This is a genomic window from Falsibacillus pallidus (assembly GCF_050990905.1).
GTDB lineage: Bacteria > Bacillota > Bacilli > Bacillales > DSM-25281 > Falsibacillus > Falsibacillus pallidus_A.
The window spans coordinates 2,356,259-2,369,759 of the sequence record NZ_CP158866.1 but is presented as its reverse complement, the minus strand read 5'-3'; the positions used below and the strand labels follow the sequence as shown (position 1 = coordinate 2,369,759).

Below are 13,501 nucleotides of genomic sequence, written 5' to 3'. Positions count from 1 at the left end.
ATGATGGATTTTTTCGAGGAAAGGACGGTTTGATTATGAATATTAAATCCATAGAACCTACTCCCAGCCCTAATACAATGAAAATCATTTTAAATCAAGAACTTCCTTCAGGGAAAAGCAATAACTATAAAAAAGAAACTGCTTCTGATGCACCGAAAATCATTCAGGATATCCTGAAGATTGAAGGTGTGAAGGGTGTTTATCACGTGGCAGATTTTTTAGCTGTAGAGAGAAACGGGAAGGTGGATTGGCAGGAAATCCTTCCTCAAGTAAGGACGGCTTTTGGTGAAGAAACCGATGCTAAAGAAGACGGGATCAAACCCGACGAGCACTTCGGTGAAGTAAACGCCTCCGTTCAATTTTTCAAAGGCATCCCAATGCAGATCAAATTGACTGATGGGAATGAGGAAAGAAGATTCGGCCTCCCTGAAGCATATATAACTGCAGTGGGTGCTGCGCAAAAGCAAGATGATAACGTAGTCCTGGCAAGAAAGTGGAAGGACTATGGCATCCGCTACGGAGAACTTGACCAAATCGGTCAAGAACTTCAGGAAGAAATCGTTGCCGCTTATCCTCAATCCAGATTGGATGAACTGGTAAGTGAGGCACAGTCCCCTGAGAAGAAAAGCGAGACAGTACGCCAAAAGAAAAAATTGACAGTAGAAATGTTCGCCGACCCTGATTGGCGCAAAAGATACCAGCTCCTCGATCAAATGGATGATCCTGAGTTGGAGGATCTTCCGCTTCTTGAGCAGGCATTGAATGATGAGAAGCCTTCTATTCGCCGTTTGGCTGTCGTATATTTAGGGATGATCGAGGATAAGAGTGTACTTCCATTCTTGTATAAAGGACTTAAGGACAAAACGGTCATGGTAAGGCGGACAGCGGGAGATTGCTTATCTGACCTTGGCTATGAAGAAGCAATGGAAGAAATGATGGAAGCATTGAAAGATACAAGCAAAATTGTCCGATGGCGTGCAGCGATGTTTCTATACGAAGTGGGAGATGAAAAGGCGCTTCCAGCTTTAAAGAACGCAGAAAATGATCCTGAATTCGAAGTGAGCCTCCAAGTTAAAATGGCAATTGAGAGAATTGAGGGCGGCGAGGAAGCAAAAGGATCGGTTTGGAAACAAATGACGGAAGCGAGAAATAAGAAAGAAAGAGAATAAAGGAGGAAACGTAAATGTCAATGGCATATGAAGAATATATGAGACAGATGGTCATTCCGATGAGACAGGAATTGGTTAGAGCTGGCTTCAAAGAATTACTTTCTGGAGAAGAAGTAGAGGAATTTATGGAGAACAATGAAGGGACTGTACTGGTGGTCGTCAATTCTGTATGCGGTTGTGCAGCAGGCTTGGCCCGTCCTGCAGCCACTCAAGCGGTTGTAGCATCTGATAAATCCCCTGATTATCTTGTGACTGTCTTTGCCGGCCAGGATAAAGAGGCTACTGAAAAAATGAGGGAATACTTCGAAGGCTTTGAACCATCCTCTCCATCCATGGCACTCATTAAAGGAAAAGAAGTTCTTCATTTTATTCCAAGGGAAGACATAGAAGATCATACAATGGAAGAAATCATCCATAATTTAATGGGTGCGTTTGATAAAAATTGTTAATGAAGCGAAAAGGATGCCTAAATGGCATCCTTTCTATTTGAATGTAAGAGAGGTGAAGAGTTTGTTTTTAACTACTTCAGAACGAACCAACGAGAATCTGACGGCCAGAGCTAAAAATGCTGCGCAGGAATTAGGCATTCCATATGTGGACAGAAATAAAGAAACACTGGTTTCCATGCAGGAAAGACTACAGGATAATTGCATTGTAATGGGGAAGACGAGAATGGAGTTGTATCATTTCAAAAAGGATTCCATAAGAGAGGTCCCGTTTTTCTTTCATCCGAATTCTGCCAATTTCAGGGTCAAGAGATTGATCAGAGGGGAATCGGATCCGTTAATAGAGGTCATGGAGCTTGAAGCGGGTATGAAGGTATTGGACTGTACACTCGGACTTGCATCGGACAGTATTGTGATGAGCTTCGCGGCAGGCGAGGACGGAAAAATTACAGGTCTTGAGGGTAATCCGTATGTAGCCTATATAGTAGCTTCCGGACTTCATTCATGGAAATCAGGCATTCCAGAATTGGATGCTGCCATGAAAAGGATTGAAGTTATTTCCTCTTCACACCTTGAATACTTAAAGAGCTGCGAGGATGGTTCATTTGATATTGTTTATCTTGATCCCATGTTCGAAGAATCCATCAAGGAGTCAGAGGGAATAAATGCGCTGCGGGATTGGGCAGTCTATACTGAGTTGTCAGATGAAGTAGTAGAAGAGGCCAAGAGGGTGGCAGCAAAAAAGGTTATACTCAAAGAGCATTTTCGCTCCCCTTTGTTTAATAAATATGGATTTCGACAGATTATCCGCAAGTCATCCAAGTTCCATTTCGGGGTCCTGGATAAGTAAAAGGGCGCTCTGAGTATTCAGGCGCCCTTTCAATGCCTAGTCTGTTATCGACAAAAACACAAAGTATGCAAGCATGACTACACATCCAATGACAGCAAAAGTATCAGCCATCCAGATACACCCCTTTTTCCTATTTTTATTATTATTTCCTTTTTTCACTATGAACAAACTTTTTTCCTATTTTTCATTTTCTGTCTGATAATTTGAAACCTTTTCTACTTTTGTTCGTAGAAAGCTAGTATAATAATTATGAAGAGATGACACGATCAATTCGCAAGAAAGGGTTTTTAGCATGAAATTATGGCTTCGCAAATCGTTTGTTGTCCTGATTTCCATCTTGTCCTTCGGCATGGTAACACCGTCACAGGCGTTCATGGCCGAGAATCAGACATTAGATAAAGCAGAACAGCAGACTACCCCACAACTTGAAAATAATTATGATGACAAGGCAGAAAGAAGCGGTCTATTTGATGATACCGATTCAAGGGATGCTATCATTGGGACAGTCATGAAAGAAGCAGAGAAGCAATCCTTTGAAAAATTCGGGCGAAAAATTACACCGGTCATCGAAAATGAATTCAAGGACATCATCCTGCCGAATATTCAAAAGGCCATTGAAATGACCATTGACCAATATCCAAAAGAGGATTTGAGCCATCTGGCCATTTCAGAAGAGCCAAGCGGAGGAACAAGTGAAAAAATATTTCATATCTATAATGCCTATACCGGGGATGACGTAATTCGCTTTCATGTTAGAAGGGACCACCCGCCGCTGGAAGGATATTACTTCAATTTTCATTATCATACATACCATGATCAGTTCCAGACCCACTATGATCTAGGGATGATCTATTGGGATAAAAATACACCGCCAAAATGGATGTCGGCGTAGGCTTTAAAAAGAACCTTTCTTGAAAGGTTCTTTTTTTATTGGCTCTTTTCTCAAAGTTTGCTGCTTTAGCCATAAAAACGAACTAACTTATGCAAACTATGCAAGAAATATAGCTAGAAAAGAGCCTGGATACTACATTTCAACGTACAAAACAGGTCCTATGACGTTAAAATCGGCATTAAGATTTTAACAACAAGGTTTACGAATACTATCTTTTTATTTCATAATAGAAGTAATCATTCTTTAGGGGGACAACTTGATGAAGCAATATTTAGACTTATGCCGACATGTATTAGAAAATGGAACAAAAAAAGAAGATCGAACGGGGACAGGAACGCTTAGTACGTTCGGCTATCAGATGAGATTCGACCTCAATGAAGGCTTTCCGCTGATCACCACAAAAAAACTTCATCTGAAATCCATCATCCATGAACTGCTATGGTTCTTAAAAGGCGATACCAACGTACGCTACCTGCAGGAAAACGGTGTTCGGATCTGGAATGAATGGGCAGATGAAAAAGGTGAATTGGGGCCCGTATATGGGCGGCAATGGCGCTCCTGGAGTGCCGGCGACGGGACGACAGTTGATCAAATCACTGAATTGATAGAAACAATCAAAAATAACCCTGACTCAAGAAGGATGATTGTCAATGCATGGAACGTCGGGGAAATTGACAAGATGGCCCTTCCGCCATGCCATTGTCTTTTTCAATTTTACGTTGCAAATGGAAAATTGTCCTGTCAGCTTTATCAAAGATCAGCAGATGTATTCCTCGGGGTGCCGTTTAACATTGCATCCTATGCCCTTTTAACGATGATGGTGGCACAGGTATGCGATCTTGAACCGGGAGAATTTGTTCATACTTTTGGAGATGTCCATATCTACTCCAATCATATCGACCAAGTCAAACTTCAGTTGGAAAGGGATCCATACCCACTCCCAACGATGAAGATCAATCCTGAAGTGAAGGATATATTCGGCTTCCGATCTGAAGATTTTGAATTAACGGGCTATCAGTCCCATCCACATATAAAAGGGGCTGTGAGTGTATGATTTCCTTTATCTTTGCCATGGATCAAGAAGGTTTGATCGGAAGTGACAATTCGCTTCCGTGGAGGCTTCCAGAGGATCTTAAGTTTTTCAAAACAACAACCATGCATCACCCGATCGTAATGGGGAGAAAAACGTTTGAATCCATTGGGAAGCCATTACCAGGCAGGACGAATATTATACTGACCAGAGATGCCTCATATAAAAAAGGGGGCTACATGCTCTTTCATGAAAAAGAATCATTGCTGAATTGGATTGATAATCAGGATAAAGAAGTTTTTATAACCGGCGGGGCAGAACTTTTCCGTCTGTTTTTGGATGAAGTCGATCAAATGTATGTCACAAAAATTGAAGAAACATTTCAAGGGGATACATATTTTCGTGATGTAATCTGGGATGAATGGAATTTGCTTTGGTCAACAAAAGGTGTCAAAAATGAAAAAAACCCATATGACTACCAGTTTATGAAGTATAGAAAAAAATAAAAGGGGCCCTGTGCCCCTCTTTATTTTTCATCTTAAACATAAAATAACACGCAGAAATACATGAATGCACTGCCGCCAAGTACGAACAGATGCCAAATTGCATGGTTGAAGGGTATCTTTTGCCAGATGTAAAATATTGCTCCAACTGAATAAAGAATGCCGCCAGTCAACAAGAACATGAAACCTGAAGGAGTCAAGTTGTGATACAGGGGCTGGATTGCAATGATGATGAGCCATCCCATCAAAACGTAAAAAATAGTGGATAGCAGCTGAAACCTATCAATGAAAAGGCACTTGAATACAATTCCTGCTACCGCAAGAAGCCAAATCAATCCAAAAAGCACCCATCCCAGCGTTCCTTTTAGCGTAATTAAGACAAAAGGGGTATAGGTACCTGCAATCAATAAATAAATGGCAGAATGGTCAAGGATAGCAAAGATCCTTTTTACTTTAGAAGGTTTAAAGCTGTGTAGCATCGTTGAAAATAGATATAATAGAAGCATGGAAATCCCAAAAACCAAAAAGCTGCCCATGTACCAGCCATCCTGTTTATGTGAAGCAATCACAATTAGAATGATAAGGGCGGGGATGCTCAATAAAAATCCGATCCCATGGGTAATGGCGTTGGCCAATTCTTCTTTCCAGTCTTCAAAATGAGTGGATGTCAATAATTGAACCTCGCTTTCTTTTTATTTTAGAATATCATAAACCTCAATCACCAAAGCTGCAAATATTTTCTGGAAATCCTTATGAAACGGCGGAAGGGATGTGAAAGGGTATGTGTGGAAGGTATACATTAGATGCATCAAAAGAAGACTTGATTGAACAATTTCTCCCTGATGATTTCCCTGAGCTATTCGAACCATCCTACAACATTGCACCAACACAAAATGTTTTAGGCGCAGTACAAATGAAAAATGAAAGAAAAGCAGGCTATATTAAATGGGGGTTTGTCCCACATTGGGTAAAAGCTATGAAACAATGGAAGCCCTTGATAAATGCCCGTGCAGAGTCCCTAGAGGAAAAGCCAAGCTATAATAAACTTTTAGAAAAAAGAAGAATGGTCATTTTGGCAGACAGCTTTTACGAATGGAGCGCTATGGATGGAAGCAAACAGCCTTATAGGATCCAACTAAAAGAAAAAAAGCCATTTGCTTTTGCAGCGCTATGGGATAGAAATAACCAAGATGCCACTTGTACAATCATTACTACTGAGGCGAATGAAGATATGGCTGACATCCATGAAAGAATGCCGGTGATTCTGAAAGATGATTCTACAGTCCATCAGTGGCTGTCTGATTCTACATTTAATGAGGTTAAACATCTGCTCTCTCCCCTTAAGGATGGAAGTCTTACGAATTATGCTGTCTCCTCTTTGGTCAACTCCCCAATGAATGACAGCAAGGAATGTATAAAAAAGATCCAACAAATATAAAAAATATAGATAACGACAATTTAAGACAGGTATTGCGGTCAGAAATAGGGTATAATGAAGACAAACGGGTGAAAAAGAGGATTGATACTTTGCTGCTAAAAAGCCTTGAGTTCAAATCGGAAAATGGACAGAAGGTAAAAGTTATCGAAATTCCAGTATTGCAAGAGGAAAATCCGCTTTATTTCAAAATGCATGTAAGGCTGCAGTCATTTTTAAAGAAAATTGATTGCCAGGCTCAGCCTAATGAGGTGTATTCCTTTAAAATGCATTTAAAGAAAGTATTAAAATGGACTGAATATCAAGAGATATATCAGCCGGCAGAATTAAAGAATAATGCTTGATCTTTTTTATGGAAAGGTGGCTGTGCATTATGTGCGGCCATCTTTTTTTGTGGGAGCCGCAAAGGGTGTTTCTGCTGCCAAAAGCATCCAGTTCGAAAAAATGATATTCATCTCCCTTTTTTAAAGATATAATAATTGAAACCAAAGCAGTGTTAGGATGTGGATAGTTTGAGTTCAATCAAGATTGTCACCGATTCCACGGTGGACTTAACAAAAGAAGAAATTGAAGAATGGGGAATAAGTGTGATTCCTCTCTCCATTTCCATAAATAATGAAACCTATTTAGATAGAGTTGAAATTACACCAAAAACATTTCTGGAAAAGATGAAAAACTCCAAAGAGCTTCCAAAAAGTTCACAGCCACCCATTGGCAAGTTTGTTGAAATGTACGATCATCTCGGAAGCGATGGCAGCCAAATATTGTCCATACATATGACGGGCAATATGAGTGGAACTGTACGAACAGCTGAAAGCGCTGCCGAAATGTCAAAAGCCTCAGTGACCGTAGTAGACTCAAGATTTATTACCAGGGGTCTTGCCTTTCAGGTACTCGAAGCTGCCAAGATGGCCAATGATGGATACAGTATGGAAAACATCCTTGAAAGACTAAAAACGATCAGAGAATCCACTCATCTTTATGTTGTGGTAGATACTTTGGAGAATTTAGTCAAAGGCGGCCGCATCGGGAAAGGAAAAGCTTTATTGGGATCCCTTCTCCATATCAAGCCGATCGCTTCCTTAGAAGGGGGAGAATACAGCCCCGTTTCGAAAGTAAGAAGCTATTCCCAGGTAGTAAAATTCTTATCGAAGCAATTCGTCAATGATATTGCAGGGAAAACGATAAAAGCTGCAGCTATCATGCATGCTGACAATATGGAATTGGCTCAAGCATTAAAGTCGAAAATAATGGAAGCCACAGGATATGAAGATGTGTACATCGATGATACAACACCTATCATCAGTACACATACCGGTCCAGGAGCTATAGGCTTTATATATTACGCCGAATGAGAAATGCCCATTTTAGGGCATTTTTTTCGTCTGAAAGGGTTTTTAATAATTCGTGGGGGAGACGGGATTCTCTGCATATAAATAAAAAGACGGGGGTGTTCATGCGATGGGAAAGAAAAAAATTTTACTGTTCAGTGATCTTGGTGTTGATGATGTGGTGGCTGCATTGTTCGCTTACTATAGCCAGGAAGTAGAAATAGTTGGAGTTGTAGCGGACTATGGTAATGTTTCTAGAGAAGAAGCTGTCAGAAATGTGAAATTTCTTCAGCAAATCACAGGCATTTCCGATATTCCGGTTTTCGGTGGTGCTGTAACACCCCTGACTGGCATGCCGGCAAAATATTACTTGGAAGTTCATGGTCCCGCAGGGCTTGGCCCAATCATTCCTAAAAATATTCCAAGCAGCAACAACCTAGAAAATTTTTATGAGGTCGTTAATCTCATTGAAAAATATAAATATGATTTAAGCATTCTATCAGCTGGGAGGCTTACTTCATTAGCTACGCTATTTGTGCTGTATCCTGAAAAAATCAAATATATAAAGGATATTTACATAATGGGTGGTGCATTTTTAGCTCCTGGAAACGTAACGCCAGCTGCAGAAGCAAATTTTTACAGTGATCCATATGCTGCAAATTTAGTCGTTCAGCTTTCCCCAATGAAACTTCATATCATTCCTCTTGATGTAACAAGATACTCCATCATAACACCAGAAAACATCAATCTCCTAGACAAGTATTTTCATGAAATAAATGATCAGGCAGGCAAGATAATTAAACCACTGGTTGACTATTATTATGCATTTTATGAAAAAGAGTATCCTGGCATCATTGGTGCCCCACTGCATGATTTACTATCCATGTGGTCATTGACGCCAAAAGCGGACATTGTGTTTAAAGAATTTCCCATTAAAATCAATGTGGATATCGGACCAGGATTTGGGCAAAGCCTGGGGGATTTCAGAGAGAGTGAAACGAAAGCACCATGGCAAAGTCATTTTATTGCGCAATCTTTTAATTATGAAGTTTTTATAAAACAAGTATTCAATACTTTTACATCAGGTCCCAGCAGGCAGCCGCAGAGGTTTATTAATCCATGACTTCCTTACATTATGTCTGACGGGTTTCATGAGGTTCATATCGTGATATAATATCAATATCGACAAAAAGCGAGGTGGCAGTCATGAAAAAAATTCTCACCTTTCTTTTAGTTTTTAGTGTTTTTTTACCTGGATGCTCACAAATTTCAGCTGAAAATCCAACTCGTAAGGTAGGGTTGGAAGAAAAGCAGAATCCTCCGTCTGACTTTATTCCCAAAAAGCTGACCGTGGTATCAGTAGGTGATTCCTTGACGCAGGGTGTTGGCGACAGTACCGACTCAGGGGGCTATATACCTTATTTAAAAAAAGGTCTTGAAAGTGAAAAAAGTATAGATGAAGTTACATTCTATAATTTTGGCGTTAGAGGGAACAGAACAGACCAGCTGCTTTCAAGGCTGAAAACAGAGAAAGTGCAGAGTAAAATCAAACAAGCCGATATCGTCATGATAACTATCGGCGGAAATGACATCATGAAAGTGTTCCGTGATAATTTTTCCAACTTAAAACTACAAGAATTCGAGAATGCAAGGATTGGCTATCAAAAGAGACTGAAAGATATTTTATTGATGATACGGGAAGAGAATCCCCATGCTGGGATCGTGTTGGTTGGCCTTTATAATCCTTTTATTAAATGGTTTTCAGATGTAAAAGAACTTCAGCAGATCGTTTACAACTGGAATAATGCAAGCCTAGATATTATCGGGGAATTTGATCAGACAAAGTTTGTGCCCATTTCGGATATTTTTGAGAATAAGGAAGAAGAATTGCTTTATAAGGATTATTTCCATCCGAATGACAAAGGCTATAAATTGATAGCAGACCGTATTTTTGAAGAATTGAAAGGGGATAAGATCAACGGATTATTAGAGTCCAATTTAGTAGTAAAGGAAGATTGATGAATGAAGAGAAATAAATGGAAGACAGCGTTTTTTGGATTGGCTGGGCTTGTTATCCTCGGAATCGTCATCCTTTTCGCAATGGCATTCATGCCGGCGAAAGATGAAACGAATCCAAAGGGGGCCTATTCCAGCGGCAAGGATGTCCAATTTCATATAAATGCTACAAAAGAAGACTTAAATAAAATGATCAATCATTACATCAAGAAAGAGGGGTTGAATGGCCCTGTCGATTATAGAGTTTTGTTGACTGATGAAGTCGAGCTCTATGGAACCATTCCAATTTTTTCACAAGATCTGAACCTGAAAATGACATTTGAACCTGAGGCACTGAAAAATGGGGATCTTGTCCTTCGACAGAAGTCCATTTCACTTGGACGGTTGAATTTGCCCGTTTCCTATGTGTTAAAGTTCATCAGGGATTCCTATAAGCTGCCCGATTGGGTGAAAATTCAGCCTAATGATAAAATGGTCTATGTATCTTTTCATGATATGAAGTTGAAAAGTGATCTGAAAGTCCGGGCAGATGAATTTAATCTGAAGGACGATAATATTTCATTTACATTATTGGTACCCACCCAATGAAAAACGAGCGCTTCGTCATATCTGCCGAAGCGCTCGTTTTTAGTTTTTAAGTAAGATGATTTCTAGGCTCGGTTCTCCATTTGCCAAGCCTACTGCAACAATCGTGTAGCTTCGGTTAGGTTTGAATTTCATCACGGGGAATGGAAGGATCGCTTCCTTGTTTCCAGCACGGCGCGCCTCCAACTCTACCGTCATGGGCGTGATGCCTAAATATTCAGATGCCTGCTTGTAAGCTACATCCTTGAAGACAACATCCCTTCCTTTCACTGCGATATCGAGAGCAGGTGTGTCAGGAGATAAATGAATAAACCGTATCTTTGCTTCGTTTGGTGGGACCCCCGGTATATCTGCATAAGGCAGAAGCTGAAGTTTTTCTCCCTGTCCTACAGCAGCTAAGGTGTAGTTTTTCCCTTGTTCGATGGTAACTTTTTTGCTGATGACCGTTGTGACACTAGTACCTGATGGATAAATATCAATATGGTACTTTCCGGAAGGCAATGTTAAATACGTGCTCGCCTGTTTGAAAGAGATATTGCTGAGTACTTTTTGGGCGTTAATATACACATCGACGCTCTTGAGATCTGGTGCAGCGTGCAGGATGCGTACATTTGCCATCTTTTGCTGTCTTTGTACTTCAGCCGTGGATACCGCTTTTCTCAAATGGTCCAAATGAAGTTGATAATAGTGGATATGTTTTGTTGGATCCAGATATTTATAGTAGCAAGCGAGTAAATCATACATGGATGCCTTCTGCAATTCGATTTCTTGATTGTTCATTTTTCTCGCTCCTATTTTTAGATTCGTCAATAACGTATGCGAAAATGAAAAAATGGTGAATAGCCCAAGAAAAAACAGTTGCATTATTTTGGTAAATACTCCATAATAAGATTAACTAATGGAAAGAAGGTGATGTCATATGTCAGGAACATTATTTGTTTTAGAAGCAGAATTAGGTAGATATATGGCACAGCCTGTCTTCATCGGATAAAAATAATCGGAATGTAATTCACTTGCTTCCTATTTTTAACCATGGGCTGTGTCGTCCGTGGTTTTTTTATGTTTAAAAATAGGAGGAAATACATTTGAATACACAATTAATCATTAATGCACCACAAAATATTTTGGACCAGTTTAAAAATTATGAGGACGGATATGTGTTGGGGCGCGTGGTCCTTGAACACAAAAAAATGTATAAAGTCATTACAGAGCATGGGGAATGGCTATGTGAAATTTCAGGGAAGTTTCATTATCAATCCATTTTATCCAGCGACTATCCATCTGTCGGGGACTGGGTGGCTGTGAAAGAACGGACCGGAGAAGACAAAGGAATCATAGAAAAAGTTTTGAACCGAAACAGCAAGTTTTCAAGGAAAAAAGCCGGAAACGAGACAGAAGAACAAATTGTTGCTGTCAATATAGATGAATTGATGATTGTGACTTCTCTGAATGATGATTTAAATTTGCGCCGTTTGGAGCGCTATTTGATCCTTGCATGGGAAAGCGGAGCCAATCCAATCATTATCTTAAGCAAATCCGATTTATGTGAAAATATTGAAACAGCGGTTCAGGAAGTGGAAAGTATCGCAATGGGTGTCCCAATCATTCCGATTAGCATCAAAACGGGCACAGGTCTGGATGAAGTTGCCCGATATCTTCAACCGGGTAAAACTGCAGCCCTGATCGGGTCTTCAGGAGTGGGGAAATCAACCTTGTTGAACCATCTTATCGGGTATCAAAAACAACTGGTCCAGGAAATCAGAGAAGATGACAGTAAAGGAAAGCATACTACGACATATAGAGAGTTGTTTGTTTTAGAAAACGGCTCATGCATTATTGATACTCCTGGAATGAGAGAGATACAACTTTGGGAAAGCAGCGAGGGGCTCCATTCCGGCTTTTCTGATGTAGATCTTCTTGCAGACAAGTGCCGCTTCAGGAATTGCACACACCAATCCGAGCCGGGCTGTGCCATCAGGGAGGCGATCCAAGAAGGGGAGCTCGATGAATCCCGTTTTCAAAGCTATTTGAAGCTTCAAAGGGAATTAGCCTACTTGGACCGTAAAACGGATAAACGAGCACAGAGCGAGGAACGGAAGAAGTGGAAAAAAATCAGCCAAAGTTCGAATCCCCCAAGAAAACGATAAATACTGAGCGTTATCGTTTACTTCTGCATAAAAAAGCGATAAAATGCCATCAATAAAGAAAATAGACTTTATCTGAAAGGATTGATAGGCTATGTCTCTTCAGGGGAATTTCGAGCTTGCAACATTTGCTGGCGGCTGTTTTTGGTGCATGGTCAAGCCTTTCGATGAACAGCCCGGCATTGAAAAGGTTGTATCAGGGTACACTGGGGGCTATACTGAAAACCCATCTTACCAAGAAGTATGTTCAGAAACGACAGGTCATTTCGAAGCCGTGCAAATCACTTTTGACCCTGTACTCTTTCCATATGAAAAGCTGTTGGAGGTATATTGGCAGCAGATTGATCCGACCGATCCCGGCGGTCAATTCTATGATCGTGGAAAATCTTATCAGACAGCGATTTTCTACCATTCAGATCAGCAAAAAGAAATTGCTTTAAATTCAAAAGAGCAGCTTGAAAAGAGCGGCAGATTTAACAAACCGATTGCCACAGAGATTTTGCCTGCCAAGGCCTTTTATCCTGCAGAAGAATACCATCAGAAATATTATAAAAAAAACCCTTCTCACTACAATGCCTATCATAAAGGTTCGGGGAGAGAATCATTTATTAAAACCCATTGGAGTGATCAAGAATGAACAAAAATAAGGAAAAACTTAAAGTGAAATTGACCCCCATTCAATATGAAGTGACTCAGAACAATGGTACTGAGCCTCCTTTTCAAAATGATTATTGGAACGTATTTGAGGATGGGATCTATGTTGATGTCGTTTCCGGAGAACCACTTTTCAGTTCAAAGGATAAATTCGATGCAGGATGCGGATGGCCATCTTTTTCAAAACCGTTGAAGCAGGAAGAGGTATACGAGAAAGATGATTTCAGCCACTTTATGGTCAGGAAAGAAGTAAGGAGCAATAAAGGGGAGTCGCATCTGGGACATGTATTTGATGATGGTCCAGGACCGGACGGCCTTCGCTACTGCATTAATTCTGCAGCCTTGAAATTCATCCCGTTGAAGGATATGCAAAAAGAAGGCTACGGGGAATACATGAAATTATTCGAAAAGGGACAGCGATAATCGCTGTTCTTTTTTAGAATGAT

Annotated in this window: 17 protein-coding genes; 15 read left to right on the top strand and 2 right to left on the bottom strand. The window is 40.3% G+C overall.

The genetic code is table 11. The features are described from left to right. Positions 1 to 35: 35 nt before the first annotated feature. The 6 genes from ABTV07_RS12495 (at position 36) to ABTV07_RS12470 (ending at position 4,893) form a co-directional block, all read left to right on the top strand. The gene (locus ABTV07_RS12495) at positions 36 to 1,169 is read left to right on the top strand and encodes a conserved virulence factor C family protein (RefSeq protein ID WP_433742732.1); all 1,134 of its coding nucleotides are present in this window, start codon (positions 36 to 38) and stop codon (positions 1,167 to 1,169) included. Positions 1,170 to 1,183: 14 nt separating this feature from the next. Further along, positions 1,184 to 1,618, top strand: coding sequence for a BrxA/BrxB family bacilliredoxin (locus ABTV07_RS12490; protein WP_433742730.1), 435 nt, complete (start codon positions 1,184 to 1,186; stop codon positions 1,616 to 1,618). Positions 1,619 to 1,679: 61 nt separating this feature from the next. Next, entirely contained in the window at positions 1,680 to 2,465 is a 786-nt protein-coding gene (locus ABTV07_RS12485) for a class I SAM-dependent methyltransferase (protein ID WP_433742728.1), read from the top strand. A 292-nt stretch (positions 2,466 to 2,757) separates the two neighbouring features. Then, complete coding sequence (locus tag ABTV07_RS12480; protein WP_433742727.1) at positions 2,758 to 3,357, top strand: YpjP family protein; 600 nt, start codon at positions 2,758 to 2,760, stop codon at positions 3,355 to 3,357. A gap of 259 nt (positions 3,358 to 3,616) precedes the next feature. Next, positions 3,617 to 4,411: a thymidylate synthase gene (locus ABTV07_RS12475; protein ID WP_433742725.1), complete on the top strand. Its 795-nt coding sequence runs from the start codon at positions 3,617 to 3,619 to the stop codon at positions 4,409 to 4,411. Further along, positions 4,408 to 4,893, top strand: a complete 486-nt coding sequence (locus ABTV07_RS12470; RefSeq protein ID WP_433742724.1) for a dihydrofolate reductase — start codon at positions 4,408 to 4,410, stop codon at positions 4,891 to 4,893. The genes ABTV07_RS12475 and ABTV07_RS12470 overlap by 4 nt, the downstream gene beginning before the upstream one ends. A 32-nt stretch (positions 4,894 to 4,925) precedes the next feature. On the opposite strand, the gene trhA is transcribed toward ABTV07_RS12470, so the two are convergent. After that, positions 4,926 to 5,561, bottom strand: a complete 636-nt coding sequence (trhA, locus tag ABTV07_RS12465; protein ID WP_433742722.1) for a PAQR family membrane homeostasis protein TrhA — start codon at positions 5,559 to 5,561, stop codon at positions 4,926 to 4,928. Between the two features lie 110 nt (positions 5,562 to 5,671). On the opposite strand from trhA, the gene ABTV07_RS12460 reads away from it, so the two are divergent. From ABTV07_RS12460 to ABTV07_RS12435, 6 genes are all read left to right on the top strand, one after another. Beyond that, on the top strand, positions 5,672 to 6,328 hold the full coding sequence (locus tag ABTV07_RS12460) for an SOS response-associated peptidase (protein ID WP_433742721.1): 657 nt from the start codon (positions 5,672 to 5,674) through the stop codon (positions 6,326 to 6,328). Between the two features lie 89 nt (positions 6,329 to 6,417). After that, positions 6,418 to 6,669: a DUF2535 family protein gene (locus ABTV07_RS12455; RefSeq protein ID WP_433751219.1), complete on the top strand. Its 252-nt coding sequence runs from the start codon at positions 6,418 to 6,420 to the stop codon at positions 6,667 to 6,669. A gap of 168 nt (positions 6,670 to 6,837) precedes the next feature. After that, a complete protein-coding gene (locus ABTV07_RS12450; protein ID WP_433742719.1) occupies positions 6,838 to 7,680 on the top strand; it encodes a DegV family protein in 843 nt (280 codons plus the stop codon). A gap of 106 nt (positions 7,681 to 7,786) precedes the next feature. Beyond that, positions 7,787 to 8,779: a nucleoside hydrolase gene (locus tag ABTV07_RS12445; RefSeq protein ID WP_433742718.1), complete on the top strand. Its 993-nt coding sequence runs from the start codon at positions 7,787 to 7,789 to the stop codon at positions 8,777 to 8,779. Between the two features lie 83 nt (positions 8,780 to 8,862). After that, positions 8,863 to 9,675 (top strand): SGNH/GDSL hydrolase family protein, encoded by an 813-nt coding sequence (locus tag ABTV07_RS12440; protein ID WP_433742716.1) that lies wholly within the window; start codon positions 8,863 to 8,865, stop codon positions 9,673 to 9,675. 3 nt (positions 9,676 to 9,678) lie between these two features. After that, positions 9,679 to 10,260 carry a YpmS family protein gene (locus ABTV07_RS12435; RefSeq protein ID WP_433742714.1) on the top strand — a complete coding sequence of 194 codons (582 nt, stop codon included), beginning with the start codon at positions 9,679 to 9,681 and terminating at the stop codon, positions 10,258 to 10,260. A gap of 39 nt (positions 10,261 to 10,299) precedes the next feature. Here ABTV07_RS12435 and ABTV07_RS12430 read toward each other — a convergent pair whose 3' ends face one another. Continuing rightward, on the bottom strand, positions 10,300 to 11,037 hold the full coding sequence (locus ABTV07_RS12430; RefSeq protein ID WP_433742712.1) for a DUF4397 domain-containing protein: 738 nt from the start codon (positions 11,035 to 11,037) through the stop codon (positions 10,300 to 10,302). Between the two features lie 305 nt (positions 11,038 to 11,342). Here ABTV07_RS12430 and rsgA point away from each other — a divergent pair, with 305 nt between their 5' ends. From rsgA to msrB, 3 genes are all read left to right on the top strand, one after another. Continuing rightward, positions 11,343 to 12,404 (top strand): ribosome small subunit-dependent GTPase A, encoded by a 1,062-nt coding sequence (rsgA, locus tag ABTV07_RS12425; protein WP_433742711.1) that lies wholly within the window; start codon positions 11,343 to 11,345, stop codon positions 12,402 to 12,404. A 91-nt stretch (positions 12,405 to 12,495) separates the two neighbouring features. Beyond that, the gene (msrA, locus tag ABTV07_RS12420) at positions 12,496 to 13,038 is read left to right on the top strand and encodes a peptide-methionine (S)-S-oxide reductase MsrA (RefSeq protein ID WP_433742709.1); all 543 of its coding nucleotides are present in this window, start codon (positions 12,496 to 12,498) and stop codon (positions 13,036 to 13,038) included. Beyond that, positions 13,035 to 13,478, top strand: a complete 444-nt coding sequence (gene msrB / locus ABTV07_RS12415; RefSeq protein WP_433742708.1) for a peptide-methionine (R)-S-oxide reductase MsrB — start codon at positions 13,035 to 13,037, stop codon at positions 13,476 to 13,478. The genes msrA and msrB overlap by 4 nt, the downstream gene beginning before the upstream one ends. Positions 13,479 to 13,501: the final 23 nt, after the last annotated feature.

Bases quoted from the DNA above. Each gene is read 5' to 3' on its own strand.
- ABTV07_RS12495 (WP_433742732.1), top strand. From the start codon at position 36: ATGAATATTAAATCCATAGAACCTACTCCCAGCCCTAATACAATGAAA.
- ABTV07_RS12490 (WP_433742730.1), top strand. From the start codon at position 1,184: ATGTCAATGGCATATGAAGAATATATGAGACAGATGGTCATTCCGATG.
- ABTV07_RS12480 (WP_433742727.1), top strand. From the start codon at position 2,758: ATGAAATTATGGCTTCGCAAATCGTTTGTTGTCCTGATTTCCATCTTG.
- ABTV07_RS12475 (WP_433742725.1), top strand. From the start codon at position 3,617: ATGAAGCAATATTTAGACTTATGCCGACATGTATTAGAAAATGGAACA.
- ABTV07_RS12470 (WP_433742724.1), top strand. From the start codon at position 4,408: ATGATTTCCTTTATCTTTGCCATGGATCAAGAAGGTTTGATCGGAAGT.
- ABTV07_RS12460 (WP_433742721.1), top strand. From the start codon at position 5,672: ATGTGTGGAAGGTATACATTAGATGCATCAAAAGAAGACTTGATTGAA.
- ABTV07_RS12445 (WP_433742718.1), top strand. From the start codon at position 7,787: ATGGGAAAGAAAAAAATTTTACTGTTCAGTGATCTTGGTGTTGATGAT.
- ABTV07_RS12440 (WP_433742716.1), top strand. From the start codon at position 8,863: ATGAAAAAAATTCTCACCTTTCTTTTAGTTTTTAGTGTTTTTTTACCT.
- ABTV07_RS12435 (WP_433742714.1), top strand. From the start codon at position 9,679: ATGAAGAGAAATAAATGGAAGACAGCGTTTTTTGGATTGGCTGGGCTT.
- ABTV07_RS12430 (WP_433742712.1), bottom strand. From the start codon at position 11,037: ATGAACAATCAAGAAATCGAATTGCAGAAGGCATCCATGTATGATTTA.
- msrA (WP_433742709.1), top strand. From the start codon at position 12,496: ATGTCTCTTCAGGGGAATTTCGAGCTTGCAACATTTGCTGGCGGCTGT.
- msrB (WP_433742708.1), top strand. From the start codon at position 13,035: ATGAACAAAAATAAGGAAAAACTTAAAGTGAAATTGACCCCCATTCAA.